This window comes from Rhodanobacter sp. LX-99, assembly GCF_018599185.1.
Taxonomy (GTDB): Bacteria; Pseudomonadota; Gammaproteobacteria; order Xanthomonadales; family Rhodanobacteraceae; genus Rhodanobacter.
On record NZ_JAHFVL010000003.1, the window covers coordinates 344,688 to 364,762 of the forward strand.

At 65.6% G+C, this 20,075-nt stretch carries 17 protein-coding genes; 12 read left to right on the forward strand and 5 right to left on the reverse strand.

Features of this window, described 5'->3' with window-relative positions:
* Positions 1-3 precede the first annotated feature (3 nt).
* A complete protein-coding gene (locus KK131_RS15750) occupies positions 4-2,127 on the reverse strand; it encodes a TonB-dependent siderophore receptor (RefSeq protein ID WP_214557666.1) in 2,124 nt (707 codons plus the stop codon).
* A 439-nt stretch (positions 2,128-2,566) separates the two neighbouring features.
* On the opposite strand from KK131_RS15750, the gene KK131_RS15755 reads away from it, so the two are divergent.
* Genes KK131_RS15755 through KK131_RS15765 form a run of 3 tightly spaced genes read left to right on the forward strand, consistent with a single transcriptional unit; the run spans position 2,567 to position 6,323 of the window.
* Positions 2,567-3,001, forward strand: coding sequence for a hypothetical protein (locus KK131_RS15755; RefSeq protein ID WP_214557667.1), 435 nt, complete (start codon positions 2,567-2,569; stop codon positions 2,999-3,001).
* Between the two features lie 49 nt (positions 3,002-3,050).
* Complete coding sequence (locus KK131_RS15760) at positions 3,051-4,262, forward strand: carbohydrate porin (protein ID WP_214557668.1); 1,212 nt, start codon at positions 3,051-3,053, stop codon at positions 4,260-4,262.
* A gap of 21 nt (positions 4,263-4,283) precedes the next feature.
* Positions 4,284-6,323, forward strand: a complete 2,040-nt coding sequence (locus tag KK131_RS15765; protein ID WP_214557669.1) for a PepSY domain-containing protein — start codon at positions 4,284-4,286, stop codon at positions 6,321-6,323.
* 701 nt (positions 6,324-7,024) lie between these two features.
* Here KK131_RS15765 and KK131_RS15770 read toward each other — a convergent pair.
* The gene (locus tag KK131_RS15770) at positions 7,025-7,960 is read right to left on the reverse strand and encodes a hypothetical protein (RefSeq protein WP_214557670.1); all 936 of its coding nucleotides are present in this window, start codon (positions 7,958-7,960) and stop codon (positions 7,025-7,027) included.
* A gap of 258 nt (positions 7,961-8,218) precedes the next feature.
* Between KK131_RS15770 and KK131_RS15775 the strand changes: the two genes are divergently transcribed.
* Complete coding sequence (locus KK131_RS15775; protein ID WP_214557671.1) at positions 8,219-8,680, forward strand: hypothetical protein; 462 nt, start codon at positions 8,219-8,221, stop codon at positions 8,678-8,680.
* 88 nt (positions 8,681-8,768) lie between these two features.
* On the opposite strand, the gene KK131_RS15780 is transcribed toward KK131_RS15775, so the two are convergent.
* Entirely contained in the window at positions 8,769-11,450 is a 2,682-nt protein-coding gene (locus tag KK131_RS15780) for a M1 family metallopeptidase (RefSeq protein ID WP_214557672.1), read from the reverse strand.
* Between the two features lie 328 nt (positions 11,451-11,778).
* Between KK131_RS15780 and KK131_RS15785 the strand changes: the two genes are divergently transcribed.
* The 5 genes from KK131_RS15785 to KK131_RS15805 all read left to right on the forward strand — a co-directional run bounded on the left by KK131_RS15785 (position 11,779) and on the right by KK131_RS15805 (position 15,930).
* The gene (locus KK131_RS15785) at positions 11,779-12,750 is read left to right on the forward strand and encodes a LysR substrate-binding domain-containing protein (RefSeq protein WP_214557673.1); all 972 of its coding nucleotides are present in this window, start codon (positions 11,779-11,781) and stop codon (positions 12,748-12,750) included.
* A gap of 127 nt (positions 12,751-12,877) precedes the next feature.
* Positions 12,878-13,297: a rubrerythrin family protein gene (locus tag KK131_RS15790; protein ID WP_056389959.1), complete on the forward strand. Its 420-nt coding sequence runs from the start codon at positions 12,878-12,880 to the stop codon at positions 13,295-13,297.
* Positions 13,298-13,400: 103 nt separating this feature from the next.
* Positions 13,401-14,744 carry a heterodisulfide reductase-related iron-sulfur binding cluster gene (locus tag KK131_RS15795; RefSeq protein WP_214557674.1) on the forward strand — a complete coding sequence of 448 codons (1,344 nt, stop codon included), beginning with the start codon at positions 13,401-13,403 and terminating at the stop codon, positions 14,742-14,744.
* Between the two features lie 2 nt (positions 14,745-14,746).
* Complete coding sequence (locus KK131_RS15800) at positions 14,747-15,328, forward strand: DUF3501 family protein (protein ID WP_214557675.1); 582 nt, start codon at positions 14,747-14,749, stop codon at positions 15,326-15,328.
* Between the two features lie 2 nt (positions 15,329-15,330).
* Entirely contained in the window at positions 15,331-15,930 is a 600-nt protein-coding gene (locus KK131_RS15805) for a hypothetical protein (protein WP_214557676.1), read from the forward strand.
* Between the two features lie 36 nt (positions 15,931-15,966).
* Here KK131_RS15805 and KK131_RS15810 read toward each other — a convergent pair whose 3' ends face one another.
* Both KK131_RS15810 and KK131_RS15815 read right to left on the reverse strand, forming a co-directional pair.
* Positions 15,967-16,485, reverse strand: a complete 519-nt coding sequence (locus KK131_RS15810) for an adenine phosphoribosyltransferase (protein WP_214557677.1) — start codon at positions 16,483-16,485, stop codon at positions 15,967-15,969.
* 35 nt (positions 16,486-16,520) lie between these two features.
* Complete coding sequence (locus KK131_RS15815; protein WP_214557678.1) at positions 16,521-16,796, reverse strand: DUF2007 domain-containing protein; 276 nt, start codon at positions 16,794-16,796, stop codon at positions 16,521-16,523.
* 124 nt (positions 16,797-16,920) lie between these two features.
* Between KK131_RS15815 and KK131_RS15820 the strand changes: the two genes are divergently transcribed.
* Genes KK131_RS15820 through KK131_RS15830 form a run of 3 tightly spaced genes read left to right on the forward strand, consistent with a single transcriptional unit; the run spans position 16,921 to position 19,989 of the window.
* Positions 16,921-18,696 (forward strand): glutamine--tRNA ligase/YqeY domain fusion protein, encoded by a 1,776-nt coding sequence (locus KK131_RS15820; protein ID WP_214557679.1) that lies wholly within the window; start codon positions 16,921-16,923, stop codon positions 18,694-18,696.
* A gap of 13 nt (positions 18,697-18,709) precedes the next feature.
* Entirely contained in the window at positions 18,710-19,270 is a 561-nt protein-coding gene (locus KK131_RS15825; RefSeq protein ID WP_214557680.1) for a nucleoside deaminase, read from the forward strand.
* Entirely contained in the window at positions 19,267-19,989 is a 723-nt protein-coding gene (locus tag KK131_RS15830; RefSeq protein ID WP_214557681.1) for a VTT domain-containing protein, read from the forward strand. Before KK131_RS15825 ends, KK131_RS15830 begins: the two co-directional genes overlap by 4 nt.
* Positions 19,990-20,075 lie beyond the last annotated feature (86 nt).

Sequence of the window (20,075 nt, forward strand, 5' to 3'; positions counted from 1 at the left end):
TCGCTAAAACGATGTCGACATGGTCAGCTTGATGGTGCGCGGCGCCCCCTGTTGCAGCAGGCTGGCTCCGGTGGCCGCCCAATAGTCCTTGTCGGCGACGTTGGACACGTAAAGGCGGAACGCCAGGTCATGCTCGTTGACCTTGGTCTCGTAGCTCGCACCCAGGTCGAAAGTCGTGTACGCGGGTACGAAACCGGTGTTTGTCGCGTTGATCGCGCGTTCGCCCGTGTAGAAGGCGCCTGCCGACAAGCTCAGGCCCTCGATCGTGGGGACACGGTACTCGAGGAACACCGAACCGCTGCGCTTGGGCGTGTTCTCGATCCGCTTGCCGACGACCGCCGGGCTGCCTGATGCCTGGACCGCATCCAGCGACATCGCGCCGAGGTAAATCGACAGCCTCTCGGTCAACTCGCCCGAGAGGCTGACCTCGAAGCCCTTGTAGGACGCGATGCCGTCCTGGACGAAGAGGTTCGCCGAGTTGAGGTACGCCGACGCCCGGTCGATGTCGAAATAGGCGGCCGTGAGCAACAGCCCGTTCCTGGGCTCGTACTTGATGCCGAACTCCTTCTGTTCGCTCGTGCGCGCCGGCATGGTCTGGCCGCCATTGGCGGCGATCTGCGGCACGATGCCGCCGGACTCGAGCGCCTCGATGTAGTTCCAGTAGGCGCTCAGCTTCTCGGTCGGCTTGACCATCAACCCGTACGACCAGGTGTCGGGCTTGACCGAATAGTCACCGGTGAGGCTGACATCCTTGTAGTCGGTTTTGCGATACCCCACGATCACGTCCAGCCATTCCTTGTAGCTCGATCGTGTCGTAAGGAACAGGGCCTTTTCGTCGATGCTCGAAAAATTCGCGCGGACGCGTGGCTTGAATGGCTGTGTGGGCACCAGGATCGGGTTGTACAGGTTTTGCGCAAACAGGTATCGCTGGGCCAGCGGCGTGTCGTTGTCGCGGGTGTAGTACGAGAAACCCGCAAGGATGTTGTGTTCGACGGGCCCGGTGACGACCAGGCCCGACAGGTCGCCGCGATAGATCCGGGCTTTGTGGGTGATGTCGGGAAACAAGGCAAGGGACAACGTCCCGTCGCCCGTCTGCATGTCGTAGCCGTAGAACGCCGAGTACTGCCGCGCGGTCTTCAGGTAGGACTCGCCCGCACTGGCGGCCGCGCTCCATTGCGGCGAGATGTCGTAGTTGAGCCGGGCAAGCAGGTTGTACTCGTAGCCGTTCGACAGGAATCCCGGCGAGCCGACGTTGGTGCGGTTGGAGATGGCAGGCGGTACCTGCGTTACGCCGTCGACGGGACTCGGCGCCACCATGTCGGTCGCCTCCGTCACGGTCTTCTTGATGTACTCGCCGTCGAGCTGCAAGGACAAGCGGTCGCTCAGATTCCAGTCGAATGCCTCGGACATGAAATAGCGCTCGCCCTTGCTCCGGTCGACGCCGTTCTCCAGGGAATAGGCCCCAGCGTTGAACCGCGAGCCGCCCTTCGAGAACTTCCGGCTGACGTCCAGGTGCGCACCGTAGCCGCCGTGTCCGTTCGCCGACAGTTCGACCGCGGTCAGCGGCGTGCCCAGATAGCGGGAAGTCACCATGTTGACGATGCCCGACGGCGACGCGAAGCCGTAGAACAAGCCACCCGCGCCCTTGAGGATCTCGATTCGATCCTTGTCTTCCATCGGCATGTCGATGAGGTTGATCACCGGCAACACGCCGTTGAGGCGATAGTTGGTCAGGTTGTCGACGGGGATGCCGCGGATCGAGATGTTGCTGTAGATGTTGGCGTTGATCTGCGACTGCGTCACGCCGGGCGTGTTGCGAACGGCGTCGATGATGCTTCTGGCGTCCTGGGCCTGCAAAAGATCCTTGGTCACGACCGAAACGGTCAACGGCGTGTCCAGCACGCGTGCGTCCCGGAAGGTACCGACCTGGAGATAATCGGAGCTGAAACTGTCGCTGCGGTCGGCAATGACGGTAATCGTCTCGAGTGTTTTCGCCTGACTCCGCTTCTTGGCTGCCGTGCCGTCTTCGCTTACGGAGTCCGTGCTCTGGGCGCCGGCGACGAGTGGTGCGCACAAGGGAAGACAAAGAGCAATGGCCAAGCCGAGCTTCTTTCGCTGAACGTTCATCAGACCCCCTCCAGGAATTACGGCTCATGCACAGTGCGAAAAATTCCTGATCCTGTCGACAAGATTTTTTTGGGAGGGCCCTGAGGTTTTTGACGCTCGTGGAAGGAATGCCGTTTCGTGCGCTTCCTTTGCAGCTGCGTATCCCACGGAAGCCCATGAGGAATACGGTATGGGCTGACGATCGATGCCGGTCGCACCGGCATTCCGGCTTGGCGCACCTCGTGTGCAGGCAGCTCGTGGAATCGTGGTTCCACTTTCCCGAACATCGCTTGCGATTTTTAGGGTCGACACTGCAAACCGTTGCTGCTGTCATGCAGTGGCCCGGTACCGGCAGCATCTCCACCCACGAATATTCCTCGACCGGGCGAGGAAAGCGCGCTGCGGAGATATCTCAATGCATTGGACTTCGAGAGTTTCTGTGAGGTTGGCGGCGGTTGTCTTGGCTTCGATGCTGCTTGCGACGGCGCTGACGCCGATGCAGGCGTTCGCGGGAGAGCAGCACAAACCGCGGCCAGTGTGGCGAGGCTGGAATGCGAGAACCCATGAGGACAAGCAGGCCGAGTACATCCGCTTCCTCAAAAAAATCCACTACGAAGAGCTCAAGGCATGGAAGGCGGCTGGACTGCTGACCGACTACAAGGTGCTGGTCCAGGAGCCGCGCGGGCCGGATGACCCCGACGTGACGATCATGTACCAGTACGCAAACCTCGCTGCGATGGATCGTCCATCGAAACTGTGGGCGGAAGTCAGCAGGAAAGCCCTGGAGAAGTTCAAGAACGATCCGGAGGCGCAGAAGATGATGGCTGAATCGGATTCGCTCAGGCGGTTCATCGGTTGGTCTCCCATGACCAGAGAAGTGGTCTGGGAAGACTGAGGGTGAGGGCATACCTCTCCCATGGCCGTTTGACTGTTCGGATTCGCCCATGACGCACGCAGCGCTGATGGGTCTGCTGATGGCCCTGGCCCTTGGCCCTTGTGCCGCCGGGGAGCCAGTGGTTGTCGATGGCTTCGCGCACGAATCCGGGCATCACGAAGGCGACACAACGCTCGAACTCGCGTACACGGCGGATTACTGGTCCGCCATCTCGGGCGGCGTGGGTCGCCATGATCGCGTCATCGGCAACATGGATCTGGTACTGCCCGCGGACCTGGATCATCTCTTCGACCTGGCAAGGACACGTGCACTGGTCCAGGTCATCTACAACAATGGCGCGTCGTTCAGCGAGGAGGTCACGGGCGATCTGCAAGTCATTTCGAACATCGAAACCGGCACGCGCATGGTACGGCCGTTGCAAGCCTGGATGGAGCATCGAGGGCTCCGGAACAACTGGTCGATCCTGGCTGGAATCTACGACGTGAACAGCGAGTTCGATTCGCTGAATGCGTCAAGAACTTTCCTTTCCGGTGCTCACGGAATGGGAACCGACATTGCGCAGAGCGGTCGCAACGGCCCTTCAATATTCCCCATCACGTCGCTGGGCATCAGGTTCGCGCGGACACTTTCGCCATCGACGGTCCTGCGGATCGCCGTCCTGGACGGGGTTCCCGACGACGCGGAGAACCCGCAGCGCTCGACGATAAACATCAACGCCCGGGAAGGCGCTTTTTCCATCGCCGAACTCGATTTCACCGGCAAATCGATCCGGCTCCTCGGGGGAGCGTGGGGTTACTCGTCGACCCTTCCGGACATCAGGCAGGAGCTTGGGCCACGCTACGGGAAGCACAGGAGCATGGGTGTGTACTTCCGGGGCGAAACGCTTCCAGGCAATGGCACGGGCAGCGGAGCGAAGGCATTCTTTCGCGTTGGGATTGCGTCGGACAGGACGAATGCGTTCGACCGTTTCGCAAGCGTAGGGCTGAGTTGGGCCGGACTGCACGCAAGCAGGCCTGACGATGAGGCCGGCGTGGCGATTCTCTGGGCGGGAAGTGGAGGGCCGCAAAGGGAGCTCATGCGGCACCAGGGCGTGAATGCCTCCGCCAGCGAGTGGGCTGCCGAGCTCACGTACAAGTTCGCCGCGACCGATTGGCTTGCCATCCAACCAAGCGTACAGTTCATTTTCAATCCGGGGCTCGACAGGAATGCGCAAAACATCCTCGCAGCAGGGCTGCGGATTGTCGTTGCGTATGCTCCGTAAGGCTCTTCGGGAGGCAGCGCTGTGCGGCGACTCTCAGCTCATGTCCACCGCTGGACGGGTATAACGATCGGAGTTGCATGTGCGTACCTTGCACTGACAGGGGCGTGGGTCCTCATCAAGCCCCAGCTCAACGCGACGGTCAGCCCGTACCTGCAGACAACCAGCACATGCCAGCGGCCGGCATCGGTCGATCTGATTGCCGCAAGTGCACAGAGGATCCACAGTGCGTCCCGGATCGAGTCGGTGTGGGTGATGGGGAACCCGTCTTCCTCGGTGATCGTGAGGTTCTCCGACCAGGTGCAAGGCTACTTCGATCCTTGTACGGGCCGATTGATCGCGATGCATTCCAGATGGTCCAGCTTCTTCGGGGCAGCAGAGTACATCCATCGACTCCGCTTCATGGGCGAACGCGCCGGGAGATTGCTGGGCGGAACGATCGCGCTGGCCACCTGCCTCCTTCTCGTCTTCCTGGGTCTGTTCACGTGGTGGCCCCGCAGGCTGGCGGCCTGGCCCGCGTCGTTGAAGATCAATTCCGCCTTGAGCGGTCGCGCCCGACTCAGGAACCGTCATTCAGTGACCGGCGTGCTCGTGGCGCCGATCCTCCTTGTCATCACGATCGCGGGCTCCTTCATGGCATTCGATCCCGACAAGCGGGCACTGAATGCCATTCTCGGATCCGCAAGCATCGAATGGCCCGCTGCGGGACCCATCGATCCGCGCGCTCCTCCGGCGATCGACAGCGCATTGGCGAACGCGGCAGGGGTTCTTCATTCGCGCCCACTGCTCACGACCGTCCAGTATCAGCCAAAGCATGGCGTCGTCGAGATCACGGTCATCGAATCGGAAACCCGCAATCCGCGGGGCGTCAGCTTCGTATTCGCCGATGCGCGGTCGGGCAAGATTCTCGGGTACATCCCTTACGCAAGAACGCCGGCAAGCGAGCGCGCCTATTCATGGCTCGTATCTCTTCACCTGGGCCTCGTGGGCGGGCTGGCCGGCCAGGTGTCGACATTTCTCGCGCTCCTCGGATTGCTGTATCTCTTCTATTCCGGAGTTCGCAGTTTCACCGTCCGCAAACGCGCGCAAGCCGTGCCGGTCTCCTCCCGTGAATTCGTCCGAATGCTGGTACGCGATGTGTCCGACGTTTCGCTGGGCGTCAAACGCTTTACGCTGGTTCCGGCCGACAAAGCGCAACTGCCTGAATCCACCCCGGGAGCGCACGTCAGCGTGATGATGGCCAACGGACTGGTGCGTCAATACTCGCTGTGCAACGGCCCGGAGGATATCGGCCACTTCGTACTGGCGGTGAAATTGGACGAGAGAGGGAGAGGAGGCTCCAGGGCCATGCACGACCTCGAGCCTGGGCAGTGCGTGTTCGTCGACCAGCCGCGGAACAACTTCAAGCTGGTGCACACACGGCAAAAATCGCTCTTGCTTGCCGCCGGTATCGGCATAACGCCGATCATCAGCATGGTGAGATACCTCAAGGCGGGAGGCATGCCGTTCGAGCTCCATTACTTCGGCAGAAGTGTCGGTAGCCTTCCCTTTGTCGACGATTTGCGCCAAGCGTGTGGCACGCGGGAATTTTCGCTTCACGTCGGCTTGTCTCGCGAAGAGGTGGGCGAGAAGATCCAGGCATTGATGAAGACAACCAGTTCCGGCGCCCACGCCTATGTTTGCGGCCCATCCGGGTTCATCGCGAAAGCCGAGGCATGTGCCGCATCCGCCGGGCTGCCCGGGCCGCATTTTCATCGTGAATGCTTCAGCAATGATCTCCTGTCGATCGCAACACTTGGCAGTTCATTCAGCGTGACACTGGCGCGCAGCGGCGAAGTCCTGCTTGTGGGACCGGACGAAAGCTTGCTGTCGGCACTGAAACGTCACGGCATCAAGGTGGACAGTTCGTGCGAACAGGGATTGTGCGGAAGCTGCGTGATTGGCGTCCTGTCAGGAGATCTCGACCATCGCGATCTCGTGCTGTCCGATGCGGAGAAATCCCGCGGAAACAGGATCATTGCGTGTGTTTCCAGGTGCAGGGGAAAACTGACCCTCGATCTGTAACACACCATTGGAGGCGCCTGAATAGGCTTGGCCGATCGGTGCGTGCCCGATGAATACCCCGGCCGCCACAAAGCATCAAGGGACCGGCCATGAGCGCGACACGTTCGTACCCAGGCATGTCATTGCCTATGAAGTTTTGAATAGACGTCCCTACGCCCGCCACGATTTCGCGACATCAACGCGCCAAGCGACCCGCTTGAGGCCATGACGACATCTGCCCTCACGCTCCCTCGACGGAAGCTCCTTTCAGAAGCGCGTTTCGATTGCGGCGCTCCATGCACGGGCGCTGATGAACCTGCTGCGCGCCGGGTTCCGCGCGGCTTCACGCATGCAGACGAGCCGGCCCCGCGGTGGCGGACATAGTGGCGCGGAAGAGGGGCGCCGGCATCGTGCTGACCACCACCGTACCCGAGGACAAGGCAGAGAATGCCGATGTACGGCTCGCACCATTTTATTTATGGAATCGACGCCAAAGCGGTGACGACGTGCCGCGGGACATACTGATGGACACCGCCCCAGGCAGAACGGCGATTGCACAGCCGGCGCCATCGCAGCGCGGCTGTCATTGCAGGACTGCCGCGGATACGGCGGCGGTACAGTAGCTACGTTCTCTCGGGCAGGCGCAAAGGAGCGACTCGGGCACCGAAGGCGCATGAAAGCTTTTGCTTCAAAAAAGCAGCAACAAAATCGCAAACACCTACTCAATCCGAAATCGCCAGCACACACTCGTCCGCCCCATAACTCCGGCAGCAAACAGGAAAGATCGACAGCCCGCCCGGCGCGATGGCCGGCCCGAGCAATCCCTCCAGGAAACCGCTGAAGAAACCGCAGCCGGATTGGCCTTCCTCCGCGCACAGGGGGCTGTCGTGGATGTGCAATTGCATACCTTGCTGGTCGACCTCGACCAGCGCGCGCAAGGCAGGGATGCCCAGGCGCTCGACCGCCTCGCGCAGGTCCAGTCCGCCATCCAGCGCGTACTCGCGCCCGAACACCCAAGTGCCCACGCGCCGGCCGGCCAGCGCGAGCGAGGGCTCGCGCGCATCCGCAGCGACCGCATGCCGCAGCGCCAGCAGCTGCGGCAGCACCCGCGGGTAGTCACGCTCCAAATCCCGCAACGCCTTGTCGACCGCCGCCTCGTCCGGCGCCAGCGCAACCGGTTCGACGAACAACGCCGTCTCCACGGACTTCACCGGTGCAGGTGGCCGTGGCGTGGGCTGGATGAACTCGAACTCCGGCTCGGGCGAGGCTGCCTGCCGCGGCGCTGGCGGGCTCGCCACGCCAGGCGATGGAGTGGCCACCGGTACGGCTGGTGTGAACGCAGGCCCTGCCGGCGCCGGCGGCGCCACGACCGTCGGCCGCGCGCGCTTGTGCGAGATCGCGAAATGCGGCCTCGGCTCGTCCTCGGTGTAGGGAAACACCTTGACGCTGATGAAACGATCGCAGCCGTCCAGCGCCGCCTCGAGCGTGCGTCTGGCGCGGGGCGGTCCCCGCACGATCACGCTGAGCAGGATGCCGTGTTCGCCTTGCACCAGGCGTTGCCGCTGCAGCGCGAAGCCACTGGCCAGCGCGAGCCGCCCGACCTCCATCAGCAGCCCCTTCCGGCTTTCCGAGAGGCCCTGGATTTCCAGCTCGATCATCAAGCCCCCTGCAGGTGATGCCGGTGGAACGCATTGTGTGGAACGACGACGACGCATGCAGGGCCATGCACTGCAGCGGAAGGCGCCCGCGATACGTGGAGATTCTAGAACCAACCAGAAGGAACGGGCGATACGGGAGTCAGCTACGGGCGTCCTGCACGCCCCTCTTTTGCCGTTACCCCGGCGGCTTTCAACCGCCGCCGTGGCATCCCGCCGGCGAAGGACGTATCGTCCAACTTCTCCAGAATCAGGCTCCCCATGGCAACCCCGAAGCCCTTCCCCCACGCCGGCTTCCTGAGCCAGCTGGAGCACATCGGCGCATCCGCGCCCGCGAACACGCCGCCATCACTCGCCCGCGTCCCTCTTGTCACGGAGAACTCCGGCCAACCGACGCCAGCCGCTGCCCATCTGCTCCAGTTGCTGAAGGCGCGCAAAGCCATGCTGCAGGCATCGTTCGATACCGAAGTGGTTGCGGATGAGTTGCGGCGGTACCAGAAGTTCGCGCGGCCGGGCCAGCCATCGCCGCACATCGTCCGGCTGCGGCAGCAGCAGGCTGCCGCGCGACAGTCATCGAATCAGTCCAGGCAATCATTCATCAAAGCGGCCGCCGCGTTCGTGCGGGAGGGCGGGATCGAGGTGCCGCCGCGGGTGGCGCTGGAGGCATTCGTCATCGGCTGGATCGAGGCCAATGTGCCGAAGGACGTCGTCGCCGCGACCTGACAACGGCTGGCCGAAGGGTTCTTCGATCCATGCAAACGAAACAGCCGGCACGTTGTGCGTGCCGGCTGTTTCGGTTCCACCTTGCCGCTCAGCGCAGGATCGCGGCCGGATCCTGCTTCGCCTTCAGCGCGCTGCACAGCTGGATCGATTCGCCCGTCTGCGCCAGGCCGCGGCCGATGCCGGCGGCGTCCTTCTCGCGGGTCTTGAAGAACGCCTGCAGGCGATCGTACTCGGCCGTGCTGCAGCCGCCGCCACCGGCCAGCGACGGCAGCCGGCCGCCGGAGAAGCTGCCGGTGCGATCGAGGATCTGCTGGTAGTGGGCGGTGAACCAGGCCCACATCGCGTCGCGCTGGGCCAAGGTGTCGCGGCCGCCGCGCAGCAGCATGCCCATCTCGCCGACCTTCACCGGCTTGGTCAGGGCGAAGTTGCGCACCTGCTCGGTCAGCGCCGGATCCTCCACGCTGGCCAGGCCGCCGAGGATGCCGTTGCGCAAGGCCGGGTCGCTGGTCCTGGGCAGTTCGGCGATCAACGCATCGACCGCGCTCTTGCCGTGTTCCTGCACCGCCACGCCCAGCGCGTCGCCGAGCAGGTCGGGATCGGCGGCGGCCAGGTTCAGACGGCCATCCGCCTTCGGCTTGAGTGCCGCGTCACCCTGTTTGAGCAGGGCCGCACGCACTTCCGGCAGCTTGAAGTCGAACGCCAGCGAGCTGGCCAGGCTGCTGCGCATCAGCGCATCGTCTTCCGGCTCGTTCGCCTTGCGCTGGTAGCCGAGCTGTTCCAGGCGCGGCAGGTAGGCCGCCTTCGCCCATTCGGCGAGGCGGGCACGTTGCGCATCGTTTGCGGCGATGCGGTGGTAGAGCTGCGCCGCCTGGCCCAGCGGCACGGTGGCCACTTCGCGGATTTTCGAAGCGGTCAACGGCTGCAGTGCGGCCAGCATGTCGCCGGCATCGAGGTCGCCATGGCGGAAGCTGGCGCCGATCGCGTCGGCGTAGGCGAGTTGCTCGGCATCGCTGAGCTTGCCGATCTGCTTGACCAGCGCGCCCAGTTCCGACTTGTCGAGGCTGAAGCGGTAATAGCCGCTGGCGTTCGCGTTCGGCATGATCCAGGTCGGCGTGCTGGCGCCGGCCAGCACCATCGAGCCGGTCGCCTTGTCGAGCATTTCGCAAGCCACCTTGCTGCCGTCGGCGGTACCGTAGCGCACGCATACCGGCACTCCCCAGATGCGCTGCGGATCGCCGCTGCTGCCGAGCGGCAGGTAGCGGCTCTGGCTCAGCTGCAGCACGGTCTGGCCGTTTTTCTGTTCCAGCTTCGTGGCCACGTATGGCACGCCGGACTGGTCGAGGAAGCTCTTGAACGCGTGCTTGAACGCGTCGCCCTTGTCCGCCGCGGTGGCGATCGCCGAGACCAGGTCGTCGGCGGTGGCGTTGCCGTACTTCTGGCTCTGGATGTACGCGCGCATGCCCTTCTGGTAGGTCTTCTCGCCCACGTAGTTCTCGAACATGCCGATGACGCTGGCGCCCTTCTGGTAGGTGATGCCGTCGAACGCGGTCATGATGTCGCCGTTGCCGGTGATCGGCTGGCGGATGCTGCGCGCGCTGACCAGGCTGTCATTGTTCATCGCGCCCTGGCCGCCGCGCACGCGGTCGAGGTCGGCGCGGTATTCCGGGTGCACCTGCATGGTCACCTTCTGCTGCATCCAGGTGGCGAACGCCTCGTTGAGCCAGATGTCGTTCCACCATTCGGTGGTCACCGTGTCGCCGGTCCACTGGTGGGCCAGCTCATGCGCGTTGACGTTGAACGAGCCCTGCACGTTGCGCGCCGGCGAATCCTTGTCGATCAGCAGCAGCCAGTCGCGGAAAGTGACCAGGCCCGGGTTCTCCATCGCGCCCGCCTCGAAATCCGGTGCGGCCAGCAGGTCGAGCTTGTCGAACGGATAGCCGAAGCCGTAGTAGTTCTCCAGCGCGTGGATGATGCTCGGCGTTTCGCCCAGCACGTGCTTCATGCGCTGCCCCTCGCCCTTGGCGGCGATGCCGCGCAGTTGCAGCGGCTTGACCCGATAAGCGGTCGGCGAGATGTCCGGGCCGGCGACGATGTCCCACGGACCGACCGCGAACGCGACCAGGTAGGTCGGCAGCGGCAGCGTCTGCGCGAACGTCACGGTCTTCCAGCCCTTGCCGGCCGGCTGCTCCTTCACCTGCTGGGTGTTCGCCACCACGTTTTCGTGGTCGGGCACGGTGATGCTGAGATCGAACGGGGTCTTGAAGCCGGGCTCGTCGAAACCGGGGAAGGCGAAGCGCGCGCTGATCGGTTCCATCTGCGTCATCGCGTACGGCTGGCCCTTGGCGGTGACCTTGTACAGGCCCTGCAGCTGCGCGTTGAGCGGTGCGGTGTACTCGAACCTGAGGGTCAGCTGCTGCGGCTTGAGGCTGCTGCCGAAATCCACCCGCGCCACGCCGGCCTTCGGATCCACCGCGACGTACTTGCCGGCGTGCGCCTTGCCGGCGGCGTCGGTGATCGTCACCTTCGACACCTTCAACTCGGCGCCGTCCAGCCACAGGTGGTCGGAGGCCTGGGTCAGCTTGACCTTGATCGTGGTGGTGCCGGAGAAATCCTGCTGCGCCGGATCGACCTTGAACGCCAGCTGGTACGACTGCGGCACGGCCCAGCCGGGCAAGCGGCCCTGCGGCGCCTGGTCGGCGGTGGCGGCAAATGCCGCGCCACAGCAGGCGGCCAGCGCGGTGAGCAGAAGAGGACGGGCGAGTCGGCGCATGGTGATTTCCCTGGGTACGTGGAGAACCTCCAAAGCTAGAGCCGGCATGACCTTCGACCCAGTGCCAGAAGGCATGCCCGGGGGGCCGGCACGCGTGATCCAGGACCGTCCGCGAGGGAATCCCGAACAAAAAAAACCGGCGACGAAGCAAGCTTCATCACCGGCCGGGGAAGCCCGCGCGCCTGCGGGGGAGAGGGAGGGGGAGCTCCGGCGCGCGGGGTGTCACGAGCACAACGTGGGCACAGGATAGGACCCTCGCTTGCATTGCTCCAATTGATTGTTACCATCCCAGCCATAGCGTATGGCTATTGCCAAGCCGGGACGATCCATGAACCTGCGCGATCTCCAGTACCTGGTGGCCCTGGCCGAACATCGGCACTTCGGCCGCGCGGCCGAGGCCTGCTTCGTCAGCCAGCCCACCCTGTCCACCCAGATCAAGAAGCTGGAAGAGGAACTGGGCGTGCCGCTGGTCGAGCGCACACCGCGCAAGGTGCTGCTGACCGAGGTCGGCCGCGACATCGCCATCCGCGCGCGCGACGTGCTCAACGGGATCGAACAGATCCGCAGCGTGGCCCGGCGCACGCTGGACCCCGAATCCGGCACGGTGCGGTTGGGCATCTTCCCCACCCTGGGTCCGTACCTGCTGCCGCACGCGTTGCCGCTGGTGCGCAAGGCATTCCCCAAGCTGGAGCTGCTGCTGGTCGAGGAAAAGACCGAGGCCGTGCTGCGCCTGTTGCGCGAGGGCAAACTCGACGCCGGCATCCTCGCCCTGCCGCTGCACGAGGACAGCCTGCATACCGAGTTCCTGTTCGAAGAGCCCTTCCTGCTGGCCGTGTCGGAAGCCCATCCGCTGGCGCACAAGCAAGGTCAGCTGAAACTGGCCGACCTGTCCAACCAGAACCTGCTGCTGCTGGAAGACGGCCACTGCCTGCGCGACCAGGCGCTGGAGGTGTGCCACCTTGCCGGCGCCGCCGAACGCAGCGGGTTCCGCGCCACCAGCCTGGAGACGCTGCGACAGATGGTGGCGGCGAACGTCGGCATCACCCTGCTGCCGGTCACCGCCGTGAAGCCGCCCGTGGCGCCGCTGGACAACCTGCACCTGATCGAGTTCAAGGGCCATCCGCCGAGCCGGCGCATCGCCATGGTCTGGCGCAAGAGCTCGGCGATGGACGGCTTCCTGAAACGGCTGGCGGCCGTGTTCCGGCAGTTGCCGACGGATCTGCTGAACCCGCATACGGCAGCCTCGCCTGCGGTACCGGCGGAACCCGTCCGTCCCGCGCGCAAGGCGGCGCGCCGATAGCTGCAGGCTATTTGCCCGATCCAGACAATCAATTTCAGCATTCGCCCGCCGCGCGCTAGGCTCGGCAGGTCACGACCATGAAGGCCGCACTCGCAACCCTCCCAGCCCAACGCCACGAGGTGATGTCATGAGCAACCTGAAAGGATCCAAGACCGAGCAGAACCTGAAGGACGCCTTTGCCGGCGAGTCGATGGCGAACCGCCGCTACCTGTACTTCGCCGCCAAGGCCGACGTGGAGGGCTACAACGACGTCTCCGCGGTGTTTCGCTCCACCGCCGAAGGCGAGACCGGCCACGCCCACGGCCACCTGGAATACCTCGAAGCGGTGGGCGACCCCGCCACCGGCCTGCCGTTCGGCGGCACCCAGCTGAACCTGAAAAGCGCCATCGCCGGCGAAACCCACGAGTACACCGACATGTACCCGGGCATGAGCAAGGCCGCGCGCGAGGAAGGCTTCGACGAGATCGCCGACTGGTTCGAGACCCTGGCCAAGGCCGAGCGCTCGCACGCGAACCGCTTCACCAAGGCGCTGGGCGAACTGGGCTGAGGAACCGCCGAACGAACAAACCGTCATCCCGGCGAAAGCCGGAATGACGGTGATGGTGCGACGTTTTCCTCTCCGATCTCGCCCAACCCGCGGGGAAATGACGATGGCCGATCCCATCCACGAAACGCGCGAAGGCAATCTCGACGCACCCACACGCCACCCGCTGGGCCAGCACGACCCGGCCTTCTGGGACGCCGCGGCGCTGGAAGCGGAAATGGAGCGCGTGTTCAACATCTGCCACGGCTGCCGCCGCTGCGTCAGCCTGTGCCACGCCTTTCCCACCCTGTTCGACCTGGTCGACGCCTCCAAGACGATGGAGATCGACGGCGTCGACAAGGCCGATTACCCCAAGGTTACCGAGCAGTGCTACCTGTGCGACCTGTGCTACCAGACCAAGTGCCCGTATACGCCGCCGCACCCGTGGAACGTGGACTTCCCGCACCTGATGCTGCGTGCCAAGGCGGTGGCGTTCGAGCGTGACGGCGCGCCGCTGTCGTCAAAGATCCTGTCCAGCACGCGCGCCGTCGGCAAGCTCGCCTCGATCCCGGTGGTGGTGCAGGTCGTCAACGCCGCCAACCGCAACCCGGCCGCGCGCCAGCTGCTGGAAAAGACCATGGGCGTCGACGCGAAGGCGCGCGTGCCCGAATACCACGCGCCCACCGCGCGCAAACGCCTGCGCGGCCTCGACGGCAGCGGCGAAGCGGTTCCCGCCGGCCGCACGCGCGGGAGGCTGGCACTGTTCGCCACCTGCTATTGCGACCACTCCGACCCGGTGGTGGTCGAAGACCTCGCCGCGGTGCTGCAGCACAACGCGATCCCGGCCAGGCTGGTCGAACAGGAAAGCTGCTGCGGCATGCCCAAGCTGGAACTGGGCGACCTGCAGACGGTGAAGAAATACAAGGAGCGCAACATCCCGGTGCTGGCGAAGATGGCACGCGAAGGCTGGGACTTCACCGCGGCGATCCCGTCCTGCGTGCTGATGTTCAAGCAGGAACTGCCGCTGATGTTCCCCGACGATGCCGACGTCGCGCTGGTGCGCGAGCGCTTCTTCGATCCGTTCGAATACCTCGCCGAACGGCACAAGGCCGGCCTGCTGCAGACCGACTTCAGGCAGTCGCTGGGCAAGGTCGCCTGGCAGGTGCCGTGCCACCAGCGCGTGCAGAAGATCGGCCCGAAGACGCGCGACATCCTGCAACTGGTGCCAGGCACCGAAATCGTCACCATCGAGCGCTGCTCAGGCCACGACGGCACCTACGGCGTGAAGCACAAGACCTACGCACTCTCGCGCAAGCTGGCCAAACCGGTGGAGAATCGCGTCGAGCAGGCCAACCCCGACCACTTCACCAGCGACTGCCCGATGGCCGGCGGCCACATCGCGCACGGCCTCGACGACAAGCCGGCGGCGGAACATCCGTTGAGCCTGCTGCGCAAGGCTTACGGAATCTGAGCATGGACAAACTCACCCGCACCGACCTGCTCAGCCTGGAAACCTACGCGCAGCAGCGCAACGAGTTCCGTGCCCGCGTGATGGCGCACAAGAAGCAGCGCACGGTGCATCTCGGCGAGCACCTCACGCTGATCTTCGAGGACCGCCTGAGCATCCAGTACCAGGTGCAGGAAATGCTGCGCATCGAGCGCATCTTCGAGGCCGACGGCATCCAGGACGAGCTGGACGCCTACAATCCGCTGATCCCCGACGGCAGCAACCTCAAGGCCACGATGCTCATCGAATATGCCGACGTCGAACAGCGCAAGCGCGAGCTGGTGCGCCTGCGCCATATCGAGCATGCGATCGCGTTGAGCGTGCACGGCCACGCCGCGGTCACCGCCATCGCCGACGAGGACATGGGGCGCAGCAACGACGAGAAGACCGCCGCCGTGCACTTCCTGCGTTTCGAACTCGGCCCCTCGATGATCGCGGACTGGCGCGCCGGCGCCGCGGTCGCGCTGGCCTCGACCCTGCCGGCGATGCCGGTCGAGGCCACCCTCACGTCCGAACAACGGCGCACCCTGGCGGCGGACTTCGCCTGAGCATGCGCAAACTCCTGCTGGCGGCCGTCCTGCTGCTGGTGCTGCTGGGCGCGCTGTCGCACTGGCACCGTCGCCCGCTGCAACCGGGGCCGGGCGTGCTCGCCGCCGAAGTCCCGGTGCAGGTCGACCTCGACCACGGCGCGCAGCTGCAGCGCGGCGACACCACCTTGACCACCCGCGCGCACTTCGACATCACCGCCCGCGTGCTGTCGCGCAAGGACTATTCGTGGGGCGCCGACGCCGACCTGGTGCCGCTGGACCTCGCCCTCGGCTGGGGTCGCATGTCCGACAGCGACGTGCTGGCGAAGATCGACATCACCCAGTCCGGCCGCTTCTACTACTGGCACGTCAAGGCATTCCCGATCCCGCGCCGCGAGATCGAGACCTCCAGCGCGAACATGCACATGATCCCCGCCGACGCGGACGTGAAACGCCAGCTCGAACAGGTCCGCCCCGGCCAGGTCGTGCACATCGAAGGCTTCCTGGTCGACGCCAGCCGCGCCGACGGCTGGCACTGGAACACCTCGCTAAGCCGCGACGACACCGGCGCCGGCGCGTGCGAGCTGATCTACGTGGAGAGCGTCGGCGCGGCCGCGCCCTGAGCGGCCCCATCGCGCGACGCGCCCGACGCGCGGGATTCAGTAACGCAACAGGCTGTGCAGCGGTCTGCCGGCATGCCAGCGGCTGCGTCCCCGCAGCACGGGCAGCTCGATCACCACGCTGGCGCCGAGCAATTCGGCCCCCAGTTCGCTGACCAACGCCGCGGCCGCCGCCAGGGTGCCGCCGGTGGCCAGTACGTCGTCGGCCAGCAGCACGCGCTCGCCGGGCCTGAACGCATCGCGCTGCACCTGCAGCTGGTCGCTGCCGTATTCCAGCTGGTAGTCCACCGTCGCCACCGGCGGCGGCAGCTTGCCCGGCTTGCGCAGCGGCACGAAGCCGGCGTGCAGCTTCTGCGCCAGCGCGGCGCCGAAGATGAAACCGCGCGCCTCGATGCCGCACACCGCCTGCACACTGCTGCCCTGCCACGGCTCGGCCAGCGCGTCGATGCAGCGGGCGAAGCTGCCGGCATTGACGAGCAGCGGGGTGACGTCGCGGAACATCACGCCGGGCCGGGGGAAATCGGGCACGGCGCGGATCAGTGCGGCGATGTCTTGCATGGGATTTCCTCAGGGAATGCGCGCGGCCACGCGACTCAGCAGGGCATGGCCAGCGGGTCGTCCGGCAGGTCATCGTCCTCGATCGCCTGCCGCGCCTCGATGAGCCGGGCCTCGACCTCGCCCACGATGCCGTTGGCGGCGGCCAGGCTCGATTCGGGCACCATCACCGCGATGTAATCCATCGCCGGCAGCTGGCCCACCGCGCCGGTGAGGTACTCGCCGGCAATGAACGCCGGAATGCCGTCGGCCTCCAGCGCATCCTTGACCAGATGGGCATCGAACAGGTTTTCGGCGCGGTAGACGGTGTGCATGCCTGCACGCTAACCCGCACGGCGACGCGGGGCAAGCTGCACCGCCGGGCACGGCCGTCCTGCGCCCGGTGGCGGCGACAGGGTAAACTTGGGCGTTTCCGCTACCGCCTGCGAGTCCAACCCGATGTCGAACGAGAATCCCGCCACTGCACCCGCCAGTCCGACGGCCGCCGTGCATCAGGCGGCTCCGCTGCAGGATTTCATCCGGCAGATCGTTCGCGACGACCTCGCCGCGGGCAGGCACAGCGCCATCCACACCCGCTTTCCGCCGGAGCCGAACGGCTACCTGCACATCGGCCACGCCAAGGCGATCTGCCTGAGCTTCGGCATCGCGAAGGAGTTCGGCGGCTGGTGCAACCTGCGCCTGGACGATACCAACCCGGGCAAGGAAGACCCCGAATTCGTCCAGGGCATCAAGGACGACGTGCGCTGGCTTGGCTTCGAATGGCATGAGCTGCGCCACGCCTCGGACTACTTCGAGGTGTTCTACCGCAGCGCTTGCAAGCTGATCGAGGACGGCGTGGCCTACGTCGACGACCTCAGCGCCGAGGAGATGCGCCAGTACCGCGGCACGCTGACCGAACCGGGCCGCCACTCGCCCTGGCGGGAGCGTTCCGTCGAGGAGAACCTCGACCTGTTCCGCCGCATGCGCGCCGGCGAGTTCGCCGACGGCAGCAAGACGCTGCGCGCGAAGATCGACATGGCCGCTGGCAACATCAACATGCGCGACCCGGCGCTTTACCGTATCCGCAAGGTCGCCCACCAGAACACCGGCGACGCCTGGCCGATCTACCCGATGTACGACTTCGCGCATGCGCTGTCCGACGCGATGGAAGGCATTACCCATTCGCTGTGCACGCTGGAGTTCGAGGACCACCGCCCGCTGTACGACTGGTGCGTGGACCAGGTGGACCTGCCGAACCATCCCGAGCTGTGGCAGCCGGTGGTTGCCGCGGGCCTGGAGGCGAAGCCGGCCAAGCCGCGCCAGATCGAGTTCTCGCGGCTCAACCTGAGCTACTGCATCACCAGCAAGCGCAAGCTGGCGCAGCTGGTGAACGAGAACTTCGTGGACGGCTGGGACGACCCGCGCATGAACACGCTGCGCGGCCTGCGCCGGCGCGGCTTCACCCCGGCCGGGCTGCGCCTGCTGATCGAGCGCGTGGGCGTGAGCAAGCAGAACAGCGTGATCGACTACGCGATCCTGGAGAATTGCATCCGCGAGGATCTGGACGCCACCGCGGCGCGCCGCATGGCCGTGCTCGACCCGCTGAAGCTGGTGATCACCAACCTGCCGGAAGGCCACGAGGAAACGCTGGTCTTCCCGAACCACCCCAAGGACGAGAGCTTCGGCACGCGCGAAGTGCCGTTCGCACGCGAGGTGTGGATCGAGCGCGACGACTTCGCCGAAGTGCCGCCGAAAGGCTTCCACCGGCTGAAGCCGGAGGGCGAAGTGCGCCTGCGCGGCGTCGGCATCGTGAAGTGCGTCGAGATCATCAAGGACGCCTCCGGCAACGTGGTCGAGCTGCATTGCACGCTCGATCCGGAAACCCGCCACGGCCTGCCCGGCGCCGACCGCAAGGTGAAGGGCACGATCCACTGGGTCAGCGCGAAGCACGCGGTGGCCACCGAGGTGCGCCTGTACGACCGCCTGTTCAGCGTGCCCGCGCCGGACAGCGAGGAAGACGGCAAGAGCTGGCTCGACCACGTCAACCCCGAGGCCAAGCGCGTGGTGCGGGCGTGGCTGGAGCCGGCCGCCGCCCGCGTCGAGCCGGAACAGCGCTTCCAGTTCGAGCGGCTCGGCTACTTCGTGGCCGACCGCGTCGACCACCGCGCCGACGCGCCGGTGTTCAACCGCACGGTGACCTTGCGCGACGTCTGGGCCCGGCCGGCCGGCCAGTAAACGGAGCGAAGGCATGCTGCCGCTGCAGATCCATCTCACGTTGCCGCCGTGGATCGGCGACATTGCCGACACCAACCGGCGTTACCAGAGCGACGAGGAACGCGTGGGCCTGGCGATCGAGCTGTCGCGGCAGAATGTGGATCGCGGCGGTGGCGGCCCGTTCGGCGCCGCCGTGTTCAACAGTCACAGCGGCCGGCTGGTCGCTGTCGGGGTGAACCGGGTGGTGCCGCAAAGCTGCTCGGTCGCGCATGCCGAGATGATGGTGATCATGATCGCGCAGCAGCGCCTGGGCCGGCACCGGCTGAACGAGGACGGCGGCCATTACGTGCTGGCCACCAGTTCGCAGCCGTGCTGCCAGTGCTATGGCGCCACCGTGTGGGCCGGCATCGACGAACTGCTGATCGGTGCGCGCTCCGAAGACGTCGAGGAACTCACCGAGTTCGACGAGGGCCCGTTGCCGGCCGACTGGGTCGGCGAACTGACCCGCCGCAGCATCGCCGTGCGCCGTGACATCCTGCGCGACCAGGCCCGCGAGGTACTGGCCACCTACGGCGCCACCGGCACACCGTATTGAGCCGCTGGCGTGCCGCGCTGCCGCTGGTCCTGCTGGTGCTGGCAGGCATCGTCCTGTTTGCCTCCGGCTCGCTGGACCAGTTGAGTCCGCACCAGCTGGTGGCGCACCAGGCCGAGCTGCACGCGCAGATTGCCGGACACCCGTGGCTGACCCGGCTGGCCTTCATCGGGCTGCTGACGCTGACCGTGGCCACCGGGATTCCCGGCACCATCGTGGTGATCCTGGCCGGCGGCTTCGCGTTCGGCGTGGTCGACGCCACGCTGTGCTCGTCGGCCGGGCTCACCCTCGGCTCGCTGATCCTGTACCTGGCCAGCCGTTACGCGTTCGGCCCCGGCAGCCGCCAGCCGCCCGCCTTCGTGGCGCGACTGCACCACGGCTTCGAACGGCACCCAGTGAGCTACACCTTGTTCCTGCGCTTCGTGCCGGTCGTGCCGTTCGGCGCGGTGACCGTGGCGCTGGCGTGGTTGCGCTGCCCGCTGTGGCTGTTCCTCGGCGCCAGCTGGCTCGGCGGCACCGTATCGCTGATCTTCGAAACCTCGATCGGCGCAGGCCTCGGCGACGCCATGGCCATGAGCCAGAACGGCAGCTTCGGCATCGGCCTGTTCATGCACCGCGAAGTGCTGCTGCCGTTGGGCGCGATCGCCCTGCTCGCCCTGCTGCCGCTGCTGATCGAACGCATCACCCGACGGCACCGCCAGGGCCACGGGCGGATCGACTGAAACACCCGCCGGCAGCTGTCAATCCACCCATTTCGCGCTAGTGTTGCGTCGGGTCCGGACCACCCGGATGCATGGGCAAGGGCTGG